We start from the raw sequence: 14,184 nt of genomic DNA, 5'->3' as shown, positions 1-14,184 counted from the left end.
TTTTTCGTATGAGACGAATCTTCGGCGTCGCGGTGGTCGCCCTGACCGCGGCGTTCACGTTATCGGCCTGCGGGGGCTCCGACCCCCTCTCCACGACCGCCTCCGCCGCCCCGTCCGCGTCGGGCGCGGGCGACGCCGCCGCCGCGAAGGTCGTCGTCGGCTCCTTCAACTTCCCCGAGAGCGTCCTGCTCGCCTCGATGTACGCCCAGGCCCTCCAGGCCAAGGGGGTCACGGTCGAGGAGAAGCCCAACATCGGCAGCCGCGAGGTCGTCTACGACCAGGTCAAGAGCGGCGGCCTGACCGTGCTGCCCGAATACGCCGGGTCGCTGCTGGCGTTCGTCGACAAGTCGAGCACGGCCAGGACCCAGGACGAGATCCTCGCGGGCCTGAAAGCCAAGCTGCCCGCGGAGCTGGAGGTGCTGGAGCCCGCGGCGGCCGAGGACAACAACTCGCTCACGGTCACCAAGGCCACGGCCGACAAGTACAAGCTCAGCACCATCGAGGACCTCGCCAAGGTGGGCAAGGACTTCGTCGTCGGCGGTCCGCCGGAGTTCAAGGAGCGTCAGGAGGAGAACTTCAAGAACGTCTACGGCCTGGAGTTCAAGCAGTGGAAGCCCACCGGCGACACCACCGCTGACGCGATCAAGAGCGGCACGGTCCAGGTGGGCAACGTGTTCACCACTGACCCCAAGATCGTGCTGAACGACCTCGTGCCGCTCCAGGACAACAAGAACGCCTTCGGCTCGGAGAACGTGACGCCCCTCGTCTACAAGGCCGGGGTCAACGACACCGTGACCTCCACGCTGAACGCGGTCTCCGCCAAGCTGGACACCGAGACGCTGGTCGGTCTCATGAAGCGGATCTCCGTCGACAAGGACGACCCGCCCGTGGTGGCCAAGGACTGGCTCACGCAGAACGGCCTGCTCTGAGCGGAGCGAGCATGTGAACGCTGCTCCGACACGGAGCATGTAGACGAACGCCTCCCGGTGGAGCATGGCTCACGCTCCGAACCGGGGGGCGTTCGTCTGCGCGCACCCGACGGTCGATGACGTCGAGGGGACCGGCGAACGCGAGCGTCCACCCCGTCAGAGATAGGGCCGCTGCTCCCGCTTGGCCTCGTCGTAGCGCTCGCGCGCGGCGCGCGCCTCGGCGAGCCCGGACACCTCGGCCACCGGCACGTCCCACCACGCCTCGGCGGCGGGTGCGGGGCCGGGGACCGTCTCGACGTGGACCACGGTCGTGCGGGGGGACGCGACGGCCCTGAGGAGCGCGGCCCGCAGGGTCCGCGGATCGGCCGCCGTCAGCACACCGGCCCCGAGGCTGGCGGCGTTGGCGGCGAGGTCCACCGGCAGCCGCTCCCCGTCGAGCCGGCCGTCCGGGCCGCGCGTGCGGTAGGCGGTGCCGAGCCGGAGCGCGCCGACCGACTCGCTCAGCGCGCCGATCGAGGCGAAGCCGTGGTTGTCCACCAGGACGATGACGAGCTTCACGTCCTCCTGCACGGCGGTGGCGATCTCCTGGGCCATCATCAGGTAGGACCCGTCGCCGACGAGCACGAACACCTCACGCTCCGGGGCGGCGAGCTTCACCCCCAGACCTCCGGCGATCTCGTAGCCCATGCAGGAGTAGCCGTACTCGACGTGATACTGCCCGGGGCCGGAGGCCCGCCAGAGCCGGTGCAGGTCGCCCGGCATCGACCCGGCCGCGGTGACCACCACCCCGCCCGCGGCGACCGCGTTGAGGACGCCGAGCACCACCGGCTGGGTCAGCTCGGTCCCGCCGTAGAACCGGTCGGTCTCGGCCTGCCACGAGGCCGCCAGCTCGGCCGCCCGGGCCGTCCAGCGGGGGTCGGCCCGCCAGTCCACGTCGTCGAGCGCCCTCAGGGCCTCCCGCGCGTCCGCGACGAGCGTCTCGGCCGCGTGCTTGGCCGCGTCGAACGCCGCCACGTTGACGTTGAGGAACCCGGCCTGCCGGAACAGCGTCCGCGAGGCGGTGGTGAAGTCGCTGTAGCGGGTGCCGACCCCGATGACCAGGTCGGCCTCGCGGGCCAGGGTGTCGGCCGCGCGGGTCCCGGTGTGCCCGATCGCGCCGACCGCGCACGGATGGTCGTACGGCACCGCGCCCTTGCCGGCCTGGGTCTCGGCCACCGGCACGCCATGGCGGCGGGCGAAGCGGGCCAGCTCGGCGCAGGCGCCGCTGTACCTGACCCCGCCCCCGGCGACGATCAGCGGGCGGCGCGAGCCGCGCAGCAGCCCGGCGGCCCTGGTCAGGGCGGCGGGTTCGGGAACCGGCCGGGCCACGTGCCAGACCCTGCGGGCGAACAGCTCCTCGGGCCAGTCGTACGCCTCGGCCTGCACGTCCTGCGGCAGCGCCAGCGTCACCGCCCCGGTCTCGGCGGGGTCGGCGAGCACCCGCATGGCCCCCAGCAGCGCCGCCGGAAGCTGCTCGGGCCGGTTGACCCGGTCCCAGAAGCGGCTGACGGGCTTGAGGCAGTCGTTGACGCTCACGTCGTACGACCGGGGGTCCTCCAGCTCCTGCAGCACCGGCGAGGAGACCCGGGTGGCGAACAGGTCGCCGGGCAGCAGCAGCACCGGCAGCCGGTCGATGGTGGCCAGCGCCGCCCCGGTGACCATGTTGGTGGCGCCCGGCCCGATCGAGCTGGTGCAGGCGAGCGTGGACAGCCGGTCGGACTGCCGGGCGTAGCCGACGGCCGTGTGCACCATGGCCTGCTCGTTGCGGGCCGGGTAGTAGGGCAGCGGATCGCGGGTGCCCGCGCCCTGCTCGGCCAGGGCCTGGCCGATGCCCGCGACGTTGCCGTGCCCGAAGATGCCCATGCACCCGGCGATCAGCCGACGCTCCACACCGTCGCGCTCGGTCCACTGCCGCGCCAGGAACCGCACCAGCGCCTGGGCCACCGTGAGCCTCGTCGTGTTCCTCATGAGACACCTCCCAGCCCGCCTCGCCACGAGGGCGTCCTCCCGGATGACATTCCCGGGGTTCGAGGGGGAGTCCCCGAACAGGCGCGTGGGGTGGCCGTCTCCTCTCCTGGCGGACGGTGGGCAGGGACAGCCCCCGTACGCGCGGTCAGGAGATCGGTTGCGCGTCCCGGCCACCGGTGGCACAGTCACACGCCGGAAGGGAAGGAGCCGGGTGTGGGACCTGGGCAGGGACTGTTCACCGAGGCCATGGGGCAGCTCGCCGCGGGCGTGGCGGTCGTGACGGTCAAGGACGACCGCGACGACCTGGGCACGACGGTCGCGACCCTGATGTCGGTGTCGCTCGACCCGCCGCTCGTGCTGATCAGCCTCGACTCGGCCGGCTATCTCGCCGAGGTGCTGCTGCGCAGGGACCGCTGGGCCGCGAGCGTCCTCACGGACGGCCAGCAGGCGGTCGCCTCCAGGTTCGCCACGGCCGGACGGCCGGGCGCCCGGCTCCTGCTGGCCGGGGTGGCCCACCACCGCGGCGCGCACAGCGAGGCGCTGGTCGTGGAGCGCGGAGCGGCGGCGATCGAGGCCGAGACGATCCAGGTCGTCCCGGCCGGCGATCACACGCTGTTCATCGGGGAGGTCCTCGGGGTCGACTACGTCGACGCCTCCAGGGCCCCGCTCGTACGGCTGCGCTCCCGCTACCGGCTCGTCCAGAGTTGACCCCGTCGGCAGGGAGCGTGCACGACCGGGGACCGCGTCAGCGGATCGTCCAGTGGCCTGGCAGCACGAGCGGTCCGTACGCCGGGAGGCCGAGCTGCCCGGCCATCCGCGCCAGCGGCCCCCACGCCTCCAGGCGCACCCGGGCGAGCGCGGCCGACTTGTCCTCGCTGGACTCCGGCGGGCGCAGCCGCTCCAAGGGGTGCATGCGGGGATAGGTCCGTACGGGGGTGTCGTCGGGCAGCCCGGCCCGGCGACGGGCCAGCGAGAGGGCGTCCTCCAGGCCGCCGAGCTCGTCGGCGAGGCCGGCCGCCCTGGCGTCGGCGCCGGTCCACACCCGGCCCCTGGCCAGCTCGTGCGCCCGCTCCTTGGTGAGGTCGCGGCCCTGCGCCACCTTGCCCACGAAGTCGTCGTAGATGCGGTCGAGCCAGGCGTTCACCCGCTCCCACTGGTCGTCGGAGAACGCGGTGGACGGTGAGAACATCCCGGCGTTGGCGCCCTCGGCGACCGACTCGGTCACCACGCCGAGCTTGCCGAGCAGCTCGCCGACGACGGGCTTGCCGCCGAACACGCCGATCGAGCCGGTCAGCGTGCCCGGCTGGGCCACGATCACGTCGGCGGCCATCGACACGAAGTAGCCGCCGGAGGCCGCCACGTCGCCCATCGACACGATGACCGGCTTGCCCGCCCGGCGCGCCAGCACGACCTCCCGCCAGATCGCGTCGGAGGCGACGTACGACCCGCCGGGGCTGTCCACGCGGAACACGATGGCCTTGACCTTCTCGTCCCGGCGGGCCGAGCGCAGGGCGGCGCAGATGGTGTCGGAGCCCATGGCGCCCCCGCCGCCCAGCGGTGAGCGTCCGCTGCGCCCGAGACGGATCATGCCGCTGCCGTGGACCAGGGCGACCGTGGCCGCCCCGGGGTGGGGGAGCCGGCCGGACAGCGCGCTCTTGGCGTAGCGCGACACGTAGAGCAGGTGCGCGCCGTCGTCGACGGTCTCGGCGTAGACCTCGTCGCGATACTTCAGCCCGTCCACGAGCCCGGCCTCGACGGCCTCCGACCCGATGAACGGGCCCTGGTCGATCAGCTCGCGCACCCGCTCGGGGTCGAGGCCGCGGCCTTCGGCGAGGCCGGCGACGATCTGCTCGGTGACCGACTCGGCGATGCGCCCGGCCGACTCGCGGTGGGCGTCGGTCATGTGGTTCTGGGTGAAGGTGTTGGCCGCGGTCTTGTACTCGTGCCGCTGGCCGATCTGATACTCCACCCCGGCCTTGGCGAGCGCGTCGCGCAGGAACCGCTGCTCCAGCGCCACCCCGGTCAGGCCCACGTCGCCGGAGGGCTGGAGGTAGACCCGCTCGAAGGCGCTGGCCAGGTAGTAGGGCACCGTGCCGGCGCCGAACTCGCCGAACGTCTCGGCGAACGCGACGGTCCGCTTGCCCGCGGCGCGCAGCTTGACCACGGCCGTGCGCAGCTCCTGCACCGTGCCGAGGCCGAGGGGGTTGCCGCCGATCCTGACGATCAGCGCGGTGACGCGAGGGTCCTTGCGGGCGCGACGCAGGCCCGACAGCACCTCGGCGAGGCGCGTCTTGCGCATGGACAGCAGGGCGGTGACGGGGTCGGCGGGCGGGCCTTCCGACAGCCCTTCGGTCAGGTCCAGTTCCAGCACGAGCGGCGCGGTGCGGCGCTGCCGCAGCCTGCCGACCGTTTCTACGATCGTCCTCGTCGCGTCCATAAATGCCACCATAAGCGAAGGTTTAGCCGGGATGGCCGGATCATCAGGGCCCCCACGCGAGACGCGCGGGGGCCCCGATCGGGTCGAAGCGGTTACTTGGGTCCGTTGGGCCGCGTCACCTGAGGCCGCCGGCCATGGCCGTGATCAGTTCACCGTTGGAGGTGTCGCCGCTGAACTCCCAGAAGAAGGCCCCGCCGAGACCCTGGTTCTTGGCGTAGGTCATCTTGCCGCCGATCGTGGCGGGGGTGTCGTAGCTCCACCAGTTCGAGCCGCACTTGGCGTAGGCGGTGCCGGCGACCGTGCCGGTGGCCGGGCAGCTCGTCTTGAGGACCTTGTAGTCCTCGATGCCCGCCTCGTACGTGCCGGGCGCGGCGCCGGTGGCGGTGCCGCCGGGCGCGCTCTGGGTGACGCCGGTCCAGCCGCGGCCGTAGAAGCCGATGCCCAGCAGGAGCTTGCTCGCCGGCACGCCCTTGCTCTTGAGCTTCTGGATGGCCGCGTCGGAGTAGAACCCGGCGGTGGGGATGCCGGAGTAGGAGGTGAGCGGTGAATGCGGTGCCGTCGGGCCCTGCGCGGCGAAGGCGCCGAAGTAGTCGTAGGTCATGACGTTGTACCAGTCGAGGTACTGCGCCGCACCGCCGTAGTCGGCGGCGTCGATCTTGCCGCCGCTCGTGCCGTCCGCGGTGATCGCGGCGGTGACGAGGTAGTTGGAGCCGAACCTGGCCCGCAGGGCCGCCATCAGGTTTTTGAACGCCGCCGCACCGCTGGTGTCACAGCTCAGGCCGCAGGCGTTCGGGTACTCCCAGTCGATGTCGATGCCGTCGAACACGTCGGCCCAGCGCGGGTCCTTCAGCAGGTTGTAGCAGGAGTTCGCGAACGCGGTGGGGTTGGCCGCCGCCTGCCCGAAGCCGCCCGACCAGGTCCAGCCGCCGAAGGAGTAGAGGACCTTGATGTTCGGGTACATCGCCTTGAGCTTGCGCAGCTGGTTGAACGCGCCGCGCAGCGCGTTGGGGTTGTCCCAGGTGTCGGCCTTGCCGTCCACGCTGTTGGCCGTGGTGTAGGCCATGTCGTAGTCGGCGTAGGAGTCGCCGATCGCGCACTGGCCGTTGGTCACGTTGCCGAAGGCGAAGTTGATGTGGGTGAGCTTGGCGGCCGAGCCGCTGCTCACGATGTTCTTCACGAAATACTGCCGGCCGTAGACGCCCCAGTCGGCGAAGTAGCCCAGCACCTTCTTGCCGCCGGGCGGCGGGGGCGTGCTCGGGCTCGCCGAGGGCGACGCCGAGGGCGACGCAGAGGGCGACGCGGACGGCGACGCGGACGGCGACGCGGACGGCGAGGGCGAGGCGGACGGGCTGGGGCTCGGGCTCCTGCTCGGGCCGGCCGAGGGGGAGGCGGTCGGCCCGCCGGTGCAGGGCGCGCCGTTCAGCGTGCAGTTCAGCGGGGTCGAGCCGCCGGGCGCTCCGATGAAGCCGAAGCTCGCCGACGCGCCCGCCGCGAGGCCGACGCTCCAGGTGGGGTTCTTGAACGTGTAGTGGTTGCCGCTCCTGGTCATGGCGGCGTCCCAGGCCGAGCTGATCGTCGCGCCCGAGGGCATGTCGACCTCGACGGTCCAGCTCGGCAGGGCGTCCGACCCGGCTTTCACGGTGAACTTGCCCTGGAAGCCGGAGCCCCAGTCGGAGTCGACGGTGTAGGCGGCGGTGGCGGGGGTGGCGGCGGTCGCGGTTCCGAGCGCGAGCGGGGCGAGTAACGCGGCGCCCGCGATCACTGACCCTAGGAGGATCTTTCGCAACGGAGCTCCTGCTCTTGGGGGGTAAAGGACAGGAAAGTTTCCTATTAGTCAGGAGAGTAAGCACGGACCGCCAAGGGGTCAACGCCCTCGTCGCCCTCTAATCGTCGTTTAAGCCTCCGCTAAGGTCGCCCCGGCCCGGGGCGACAGGACAGTCTCCACACGGGGGCGGCGCGGCGGGCGCCGGCTCTCGTACCATGATTCGGTGCACGGCTTCGTCCGCTCCGTGTGGTCCGAGCCCCGTCCCCCCGAACCACCGGTACGCGTGTGGCGGGACTGGGCGCTCGTCGGGGTGCTCGTGCCGCTCGCGGTGCTCGAAGGGGTGCTGCGGCCGGACCTTCCGTGGCGGCTCCTCGAGGTCGCCGTCGCCGCCGGGCTGGTCCCCACCCTGCTGTGGCGGCGGACCCGGCCGCTGGCGATGCTCGCGATCTGCTTCGTCGCGACGGATGTGATCCCGGTCCTCGCGACCGGCGCGACCCTCGACGTGTACACGCTGGGATACATGCTGATCCTGCCGTACGCGCTGTTCCGGTGGGGGTCGGGCAGGGAGATCGTGACCGGCTCGGGGATCATGCTCGTCGCCGCCGGTCTGTCCGTGCTCGTCAATCACGCCGCCCTGCCCGACGTGGTCGGGCCGTTCGCCGTCATGCTCGCGACCACCAGCCTGGGCGGCGTCTTCCGCTATCGGGCCGGGGCGAGGATGCGCGAGCTGGACCAGGTCAAGCTGCTGATGCGCGAGCAGCTCGCCCGCGACCTGCACGACACGGTCGCGCACCACGTCTCCGCCATGGCCATCCGCGCACAGGCGGGGCTCGCCACGGCGGCGTCGCGGCCGGACGCCGCGGCCGAGGCCCTCCGCGTGATCGAGGCCGAGGCGGCACGGGCTCTCGACGAGATGCGCGCCATCGTCCGTGTCCTGCGCCGTGACCGGCCGGCGGAGCTGACCCCCGGCCGGCGCATCTCCGAGCTCGAACGGCTCGCGAGCCGGGGCGGCTCCCACCACCCGGCGGTCGAGGTGGAGATGTCGGGCGACCTGGACGGCCTGTCGCCGTCGATCGAGTCGGCGGTCTACCGCATCGCCCAGGAGGCGGTGACCAACGCCGTACGGCACGCGCGTCGCGCCACCAGGGTCGAGGTGCGCGTCGCCGCCGACGAGACGGCGGTGCGCCTGTGCGTGCGCGACGACGGCGACGGGGGCTCCACCCGTCCCGGCGCGCCGCCGGGATACGGGATCATCGGCATGAGCGAGCGCGCGAACCTGCTCGGCGGCACGTGCGTGGCCGGCCCGGACCGCGATCGGGGGTGGACGGTGACCGCGGTGCTTCCCCGGGCCGGGGCCGCATGAGCGAGCGGAGCGAGCGAACCGGTGGGCACAGCATGAGCGAGCGAGCCGGCGGGCGCGGCGTCCGGGTGCTGATCGCCGACGACCAGGAGATCGTCCGCACCGGGCTCTCCATGATCCTCGACGCTCAGCCGGACATCGAGGTCGTGGCCACGGCCCCCGACGGGCGGCGGGCCGTCGAGCTCGCGCGGCGGCTGCGCCCCGACGTGTGCCTGTTCGACATCCGCATGCCGGGGACCGACGGCATCGAGGCGACCCGGTCCCTCGCCGGACCGGACGTCGCCGACCCCCTCGCCGTCGTCGTCATCACCACGTTCGACCTCGACGAGTACGTCTACGCGGCGCTGAGAGCGGGGGCCCGGGGGTTCCTGTTGAAGAACGCCGGCGCCGACATGCTCGCGCAGGCCGTGCACGCCGCCGCCGGCGGCGACGCGCTCATCGCCCCGAGCGTCACCGCGCGGCTGCTCGGGGCCTTCGCCCGCACCGGTCCCGCCGCGTCGGCGGCGCGGCCCATCGAGGCGCTCACCTACCGGGAGGAGCAGATCCTCGCCGCCGTGGCGCGCGGCCGGACCAACGTGGAGATCTCCGCCGAGCTGCACATCTCGCTCAGCACGGTCAAGACCCACATCGCCAGCCTCATGGCCAAGCTCGGCGCCCGCAACCGCGTGGAGATCGCCATCTGGGCCTACGAGACCGGCCGGGTCAGGAGCTGACCGGGGCCTCGGCTCCGGCGCGAGGCGGCGGCGTTCCGCGCGAGACCGCGGCGTTCAGCGCGAGACCGCCCAGCCCGGCGCCCAGGTCCCGGCGGCGTCGTGGCCTCCCGCCGCGGCGGCGAGGTGGGCGCGGAGGGTGGCCAGCGCGGGGTGGGGGTCGTCGCGGCGCCACAGGAGCGAGTGCGGGTAGACGGGCACGGGGTCGGTCACCGGGATCCGGCGCAGGTCGTATCCGGCGGGCCAGACGAGGCGGGTGTGCCCGCCCATGAAGGTGGCCAGGGCCGGGGTGTCGGCGATGGTGTCGAGGAGCGCGTCGGAGCCGAAGTTGGGGCCGGTCGCCTCGATCGTGAGGCCGAACTCGGCGACGAGGTCGTCGTAGTAGGCGGCCCACTCGGTGCCGGGGACGATGCCGGGCATCCAGATGCGGTGCCCCGCGAGCCGGGCGACCGTCACCGACCGGGCGCCCGCCAGCGCGTGGGCCGGGCCGGTGAGGAGCTGGAGCGGCTCGTCGAGCACCCGGACGGCCTCGATGTCCTCGGGCAGGGGCCGGCCGGGCATGGCGACGGCGCGGAAGGACGCGTCGATCGCGCCGGACCGGATGGCGGCGACGGCCTTCTCGATATCGAACAGCATCACCACGTCGAGGTCGATGTCGGGGTGCGCGCGGTGGAAGCCGCGCATCAGGCCCGAGGCCGCGCTGCGCGAGGCGATCATGTCGACGCGCAGCGGGCGGCGGCCGGCGCGCACGGACGCGACCGCGCGCTCCGCGCCGCGTAGCAGCTCACGGGCGTGGGGCAGGAACGCCTGCCCGTCGATGGTGAGCTCGGCGCCGCGCGGCGTGCGGGTGAACAGCCGCACGCCGAGGTCGCGCTCCAGCGCGGCGATGCGCTTGGAGACGGCCTGCTGGGTGACCGCCAGATCGGCGGCGGCCTCCTGGAACTGCCCCGCGTCGGCGGCGGCGACGAAGGTCCGGACGGTCTCGATGTCCATGCGGACACCCTATGGATACAACCATCGGTTGTGGCGCGGTGGCTTTGCCGTTGTTTGATCCCCGGCCATGGTGCTCGATTTGATGCTTCCGGTCGCGAATCGGTTGTGCGGGTGAGTGACGGGGGGCGTCGGACATGCGGAACGGGCACTGGTTGGGGCGGCGGTTCGGGTGGCTCTGGGCAGCGTACGGGACCAGCGCGCTCGGCACGTGGCTCGCCTTCGGCGCGTTCCCGCTGATCGCGGTCCAGGTGCTGCACGCCGGGCCGGCGGAGGTCGCGGCGCTGGCCTCGGTGGGGGCCGCGGTGGGCGCGGCCGTGGCGGTGCCGCTGGGCCCGTGGGTGGAGTTCCGCCGCAAGCGGCCGGTGCTGATCGGGACGGACCTGGTGCGGTTCGCGGCGCTGCTGACGATCCCCGCCGCGTTCGCGCTCGGCGTGCTCTCTCTCGTCCAGCTCCTGCTGGTCTCGGTCGTCGTCGCGGCGGCCGACATCACCTTCCGCGCGGCCTCCGGCGCGTACCTGAAGTCGCTGGTGCCGGCCGAGCACCTGCTGGTCGCCAACGCCCGATTCGAGTCCACGGCCTGGACGACCACGATCGTCGGACCGCCGCTGGGCGGCGCCGCGATCGGGCTCCTCGGTCCGGTCGCGACGGTGGTGGCCGACGCGGTCAGCTACCTGCTGTCGGCCGTGGGCATCCGCGCGACGGGCGGCCGGGAGCCGCGGCCCGAGCGCGGGGAGGCCGCGCGCCCGCGGGCCGGGGACCTGTTCGACGGCTGGCGGTACATCCTCGCCGACGCGACGCTGCGTCCGCTGTTCTTCAACACCGCCGTGTTCAACGGCCTGGTGATGGCCGCCGACGCGCTGCTGGCCGTCCTGATGCTCGGCCGGCTCGGGTTCGAACCGTGGCAGTACGGCCTCGCCTTCGCCGCGCCCTCCATCGGCGGGCTGCTGGGCTCGCGGCTGGCCCGGCCGCTCGTCACCCGGTTCGGGCAGCACCGGGTCCTGGTCGTTTCCGGGGCGCTGCGCGCGCTCTGGCTCGTCGGCCTGGCCTTCGTGGGGCCGGGCACCGGAGGGCTGCTGCTGGTGATGGGCGTCGAGCTCGGGCTCATCTTCTGCTGCGGGGTCTTCAACCCCGTCTGCGCGACCTACCGCCTCGAACGCACCGCGACCGGCCGGATCGCCCGCACACTGTCCGCCTGGACGGTGACGACCAAGGCCTCGACCGCGCTCCTGACGGCCGTCTGGGGCGTGCTGGGCGGCCTGCTCGGCCCGCGTACGGCCATCGGCCTGGCCGGCGTGCTCCTGCTGGCGACCCCGCTGCTGCTTCCCCGGCGTGCCGCGGCGAGTATGAGCCGCTTACCTCGCCCCCCGGGACAGAGCCGGAAGCGTGGGGCCTCTACGGACGGCCCACTCCGCGACGACGAGGTTGATCACCCACCCGGCGCCCATCAGCAGCGCCCGGGGGAGCGGGCCGGGCTCGCCGGCCAGCGCCATCCAGGGACCGACGGTCAGCAACTGGGTGCCCGCGCCCATGCCGATCGCGTAGCCCCGCGTCATCCACGCGCGGTGACGGGCGACGTCCCGGCGCCGGATCGCCGCGAAGCCGAGGACGAGAGACACGATCATGAGGGTGCCGAACACCAGCCGCAGGCCCACGAGGAGGGCGCTGTCGTTCTGCAACGGGGGATAGAACAGCGTCATCCACAGACCTGAGAACGCGCTGACGAGCCCGGACGGAACCACGAGCCGCCCGGCGGCGCGATGCCAGGCGGGCCTGCGGCGGCGTAGTCCGTGGGCGAACTGGAGGGCCCCCAGGACGCTGAAGAGGGTGACGGAGACGATGTGCGCGACGACGGGCGCGGGCGTCGCGAAATACCTGGCGCTGTCCTGGGTGATCGGCCCGCCGCCGGCCAGTTGCCCCAGCCGGGTGGAGCCGGCGATCGCCGGGACGGCGCTGAGCGCGATCAGCGCGGTGGGCACGAGCCACCCCGCCCTGCGGTTGCGGCCCGACGCGCCGCTCCGCGCGAGCGTGGGCCGTTGTGTCGATTCGGTCATGCGCCGATCGTGGCCCCCGAGGGGGCGGCGGTTCATCGGCGGAACGGCCTGATCCGCCCCGCCCGATCGGCTGCCGATCGGGCGTACTTTCGGCTGATACGCCCTGCGCGCGGCGCTTCTTACGCTGGCACTCCCCACCGCCGAGGTGACGAGGAGAATCCCATGAAGGCCTACGTCCTGCGCTCGTACGGTCCGCCCGACGTCCTGGAGCTCACCGACGTCGGCACCCCCGTGCCCGGCCCCGGCGAGGTGCTGGTCCGGGTGCGCGCCACCTCCGTCCAGCCGTACGACTGGCACCACATGCGAGGCGAGCCGTACGCCGCGCGGCTGATGGGCGGCACGCTCGGCCCGCGCGGGCCGCGAATCGGCATCCTGGGCGCCGACGTGGCGGGACAGGTCGAGGCGGTCGGCGCGGGCGTCACGGGGTTCCGCCCGGGCGACGAGGTGTTCGCGCTGCTCACCCAGGGCGGCTTCGCCGAGTACGTGTGCGTGCCGGAGAGCGCGCTGGCCCGCAAGCCGGAGAACCTGTCGTTCGAGCAGGCGGCCGCGGTGCCGCTGGCGGCCGTCACCGCGCTGATGGCGCTCGACCAGGGAGGGGTCCAGGCGGGCCACGCCGTTCTCGTGAACGGGGCCTCGGGTGGTGTGGGGACGTTCGCCGTGCAGCTCGCCAAGGCGTTCGGCGCCGAGGTCACCGGTGTGTGCAGCGGGCGGAACGCCGACCTGGTGCGGTCGATCGGCGCGGACGAGGTCGTCGACTACACGAAGGAGGACTTCACCCGGCGCGGGCCGCGCCATGACCTGCTGCTCGACATCGCGGGCACCCGCTCGCTGCGGGCCTGCGCGCGGGTGCTGAAGCCCCGGGGGACGCACGTCGTCGTCGGCGGGCCGGCCGGACGGTGGCTGCAACCCGTCGGCCACACTCTCGCGACGCTCGCGGTGTCGCCGTTCGTGTCCCAGCGCGTGGTCATGACCCAGGTGGTCGGCGCCGGGAACATCCGGGGCGACCTGATGCGGCTGACCGAACTCATCGAGGACGGCAAGGTCACCCCGGTGGTCCACCGCAGTTATTCGTTCGGCGAGATCCCGGCGGCCATCGCGTACGTGGAGCAGGGGCACGCCCCCGGAAAGGTCGTCGTCACGGTATGAGCCGCCCGTCGGGCTCTCCACCGGCCGCAGCCAGACGACGCCGAGCGGCGGCACGCACCCGATACTGCCGCCGCGTCATCACACAGGGGAGAGGCGCCCGTCACTTCCCGGGGGCGAGGGCGGCGAAGGTCTCCTTCGCCTGAAGGCGCATCTGCGGCACGAACTGCTGGAGCGGCCCGGGCAGCCGGGACAACAGGATCTCGACCTCCTCCGCGGTGCCGACCTGGTCAAGGAAGCCGACCATGAGGTGGGCGCCGACGGGCGGGGTGGTGGCGATCACCTGCTCGGAGAACGCGTCCCACGTCTCGGGGGACATCTCGCGCAGCGCAGGGAACAGGAGGGGCTCCTCATGGGCGAGGTGGCGATCAACGATGTCACGCACCGCGCTCGCGGCCTTCGCCAGGGCGTCCCGGCCGGCGCCGTCCTCGACCGGCATGGAACCGAGGGCGTCGAGGGCCGCGTCGAGCTCCTCGTGCTCGGTGCTGAGCGCGGCCAGTCCCCCGGCGCGCTCCGAGGAGGCGGCGATGACCAGGGGCCACAGCTCCCGGTCTTCGCTCTCGTGGTGGTGGTGCAGGTTGGCCACCAGGAAGTCGCGCAGCTCGGTGAGGGCCGCGCCGGGGACCGAGGGCCGCTCGGCGGCGTCGGCCAGCAGTGCCGAGGCGGCGCGGTGGGTGTCGTGGGCGAGGCGGGTTTCGATGACCGCTACGGGCTCAGTAGTTGAATTTTGCACGAGCGGCACACTATTGATTAGAGGAAGCTTCAGTCAACAGACACTTCTACTATTGC

General features: G+C 72.9%; 12 protein-coding genes and 1 pseudogene. 7 read left to right on the top strand and 6 right to left on the bottom strand.

All coding sequences use genetic code 11. The annotated features are described in order from the left end of the window. Positions 1–8: 8 nt before the first annotated feature. A complete protein-coding gene (locus FLX07_RS18720) occupies positions 9–929 on the top strand; it encodes an ABC transporter substrate-binding protein (protein ID WP_142572087.1) in 921 nt (306 codons plus the stop codon). A gap of 156 nt (positions 930–1,085) precedes the next feature. Here FLX07_RS18720 and iolD read toward each other — a convergent pair whose 3' ends face one another. Then, positions 1,086–2,936, bottom strand: coding sequence for a 3D-(3,5/4)-trihydroxycyclohexane-1,2-dione acylhydrolase (decyclizing) (gene iolD, locus FLX07_RS18715; RefSeq protein WP_142572086.1), 1,851 nt, complete (start codon positions 2,934–2,936; stop codon positions 1,086–1,088). A gap of 246 nt (positions 2,937–3,182) precedes the next feature. On the opposite strand from iolD, the gene FLX07_RS18710 reads away from it, so the two are divergent. Continuing rightward, complete coding sequence (locus tag FLX07_RS18710; protein ID WP_142572128.1) at positions 3,183–3,644, top strand: flavin reductase family protein; 462 nt, start codon at positions 3,183–3,185, stop codon at positions 3,642–3,644. A gap of 37 nt (positions 3,645–3,681) precedes the next feature. On the opposite strand, the gene sppA is transcribed toward FLX07_RS18710, so the two are convergent. Next, positions 3,682–5,373: a signal peptide peptidase SppA gene (sppA, locus tag FLX07_RS18705; protein ID WP_142572085.1), complete on the bottom strand. Its 1,692-nt coding sequence runs from the start codon at positions 5,371–5,373 to the stop codon at positions 3,682–3,684. Between the two features lie 115 nt (positions 5,374–5,488). After that, on the bottom strand, positions 5,489–7,159 hold the full coding sequence (locus FLX07_RS18700; RefSeq protein WP_142572084.1) for a glycosyl hydrolase family 18 protein: 1,671 nt from the start codon (positions 7,157–7,159) through the stop codon (positions 5,489–5,491). Positions 7,160–7,361: 202 nt separating this feature from the next. On the opposite strand from FLX07_RS18700, the gene FLX07_RS18695 reads away from it, so the two are divergent. Further along, positions 7,362–8,501, top strand: coding sequence for a sensor histidine kinase (locus FLX07_RS18695; RefSeq protein WP_142572083.1), 1,140 nt, complete (start codon positions 7,362–7,364; stop codon positions 8,499–8,501). A 32-nt stretch (positions 8,502–8,533) separates the two neighbouring features. Further along, on the top strand, positions 8,534–9,211 hold the full coding sequence (locus tag FLX07_RS18690; RefSeq protein ID WP_142572082.1) for a response regulator: 678 nt from the start codon (positions 8,534–8,536) through the stop codon (positions 9,209–9,211). A 54-nt stretch (positions 9,212–9,265) separates the two neighbouring features. Here the strand turns inward: FLX07_RS18690 and FLX07_RS18685 are convergent, their stop codons facing one another. After that, entirely contained in the window at positions 9,266–10,201 is a 936-nt protein-coding gene (locus FLX07_RS18685; RefSeq protein WP_142572081.1) for a LysR family transcriptional regulator, read from the bottom strand. Between the two features lie 134 nt (positions 10,202–10,335). Here FLX07_RS18685 and FLX07_RS18680 point away from each other — a divergent pair. Continuing rightward, positions 10,336–11,550 (top strand): annotated as a pseudogene (locus FLX07_RS18680) (MFS transporter); the annotation flags it as partial. Between the two features lie 3 nt (positions 11,551–11,553). On the opposite strand, the gene FLX07_RS18675 reads toward FLX07_RS18680, so the two are convergent. After that, on the bottom strand, positions 11,554–12,012 hold the full coding sequence (locus FLX07_RS18675; protein WP_244311161.1) for a DUF2306 domain-containing protein: 459 nt from the start codon (positions 12,010–12,012) through the stop codon (positions 11,554–11,556). Between the two features lie 13 nt (positions 12,013–12,025). Here FLX07_RS18675 and FLX07_RS37830 point away from each other — a divergent pair, with 13 nt between their 5' ends. Together FLX07_RS37830 and FLX07_RS18670 are read left to right on the top strand one after the other, a co-directional pair. Beyond that, positions 12,026–12,304, top strand: coding sequence for a hypothetical protein (locus FLX07_RS37830; RefSeq protein WP_229689836.1), 279 nt, complete (start codon positions 12,026–12,028; stop codon positions 12,302–12,304). 110 nt (positions 12,305–12,414) lie between these two features. Then, complete coding sequence (locus FLX07_RS18670) at positions 12,415–13,398, top strand: NAD(P)-dependent alcohol dehydrogenase (RefSeq protein ID WP_142572079.1); 984 nt, start codon at positions 12,415–12,417, stop codon at positions 13,396–13,398. Between the two features lie 100 nt (positions 13,399–13,498). Here the strand turns inward: FLX07_RS18670 and FLX07_RS18665 are convergent, their stop codons facing one another. Next, on the bottom strand, positions 13,499–14,137 hold the full coding sequence (locus tag FLX07_RS18665; RefSeq protein WP_208762268.1) for a hemerythrin domain-containing protein: 639 nt from the start codon (positions 14,135–14,137) through the stop codon (positions 13,499–13,501). Positions 14,138–14,184: the final 47 nt, after the last annotated feature.

The sequence above is a fragment of the Microbispora bryophytorum genome, assembly GCF_006874465.1.
GTDB classification, from domain to species: Bacteria; Actinomycetota; Actinomycetes; order Streptosporangiales; family Streptosporangiaceae; genus Microbispora; species Microbispora bryophytorum.
Note: the sequence above shows the minus strand (reverse complement) of the source record. Positions and strands in the feature narration are given on the sequence as shown.

Bases quoted from the DNA above. Each gene is read 5' to 3' on its own strand.
- FLX07_RS18720 (WP_142572087.1), top strand. From the start codon at position 9: ATGAGACGAATCTTCGGCGTCGCGGTGGTCGCCCTGACCGCGGCGTTC.
- iolD (WP_142572086.1), bottom strand. From the start codon at position 2,936: ATGAGGAACACGACGAGGCTCACGGTGGCCCAGGCGCTGGTGCGGTTC.
- FLX07_RS18710 (WP_142572128.1), top strand. From the start codon at position 3,183: ATGGGGCAGCTCGCCGCGGGCGTGGCGGTCGTGACGGTCAAGGACGAC.
- sppA (WP_142572085.1), bottom strand. From the start codon at position 5,373: ATGGACGCGACGAGGACGATCGTAGAAACGGTCGGCAGGCTGCGGCAG.
- FLX07_RS18690 (WP_142572082.1), top strand. From the start codon at position 8,534: ATGAGCGAGCGAGCCGGCGGGCGCGGCGTCCGGGTGCTGATCGCCGAC.
- FLX07_RS18685 (WP_142572081.1), bottom strand. From the start codon at position 10,201: ATGGACATCGAGACCGTCCGGACCTTCGTCGCCGCCGCCGACGCGGGG.
- FLX07_RS18670 (WP_142572079.1), top strand. From the start codon at position 12,415: ATGAAGGCCTACGTCCTGCGCTCGTACGGTCCGCCCGACGTCCTGGAG.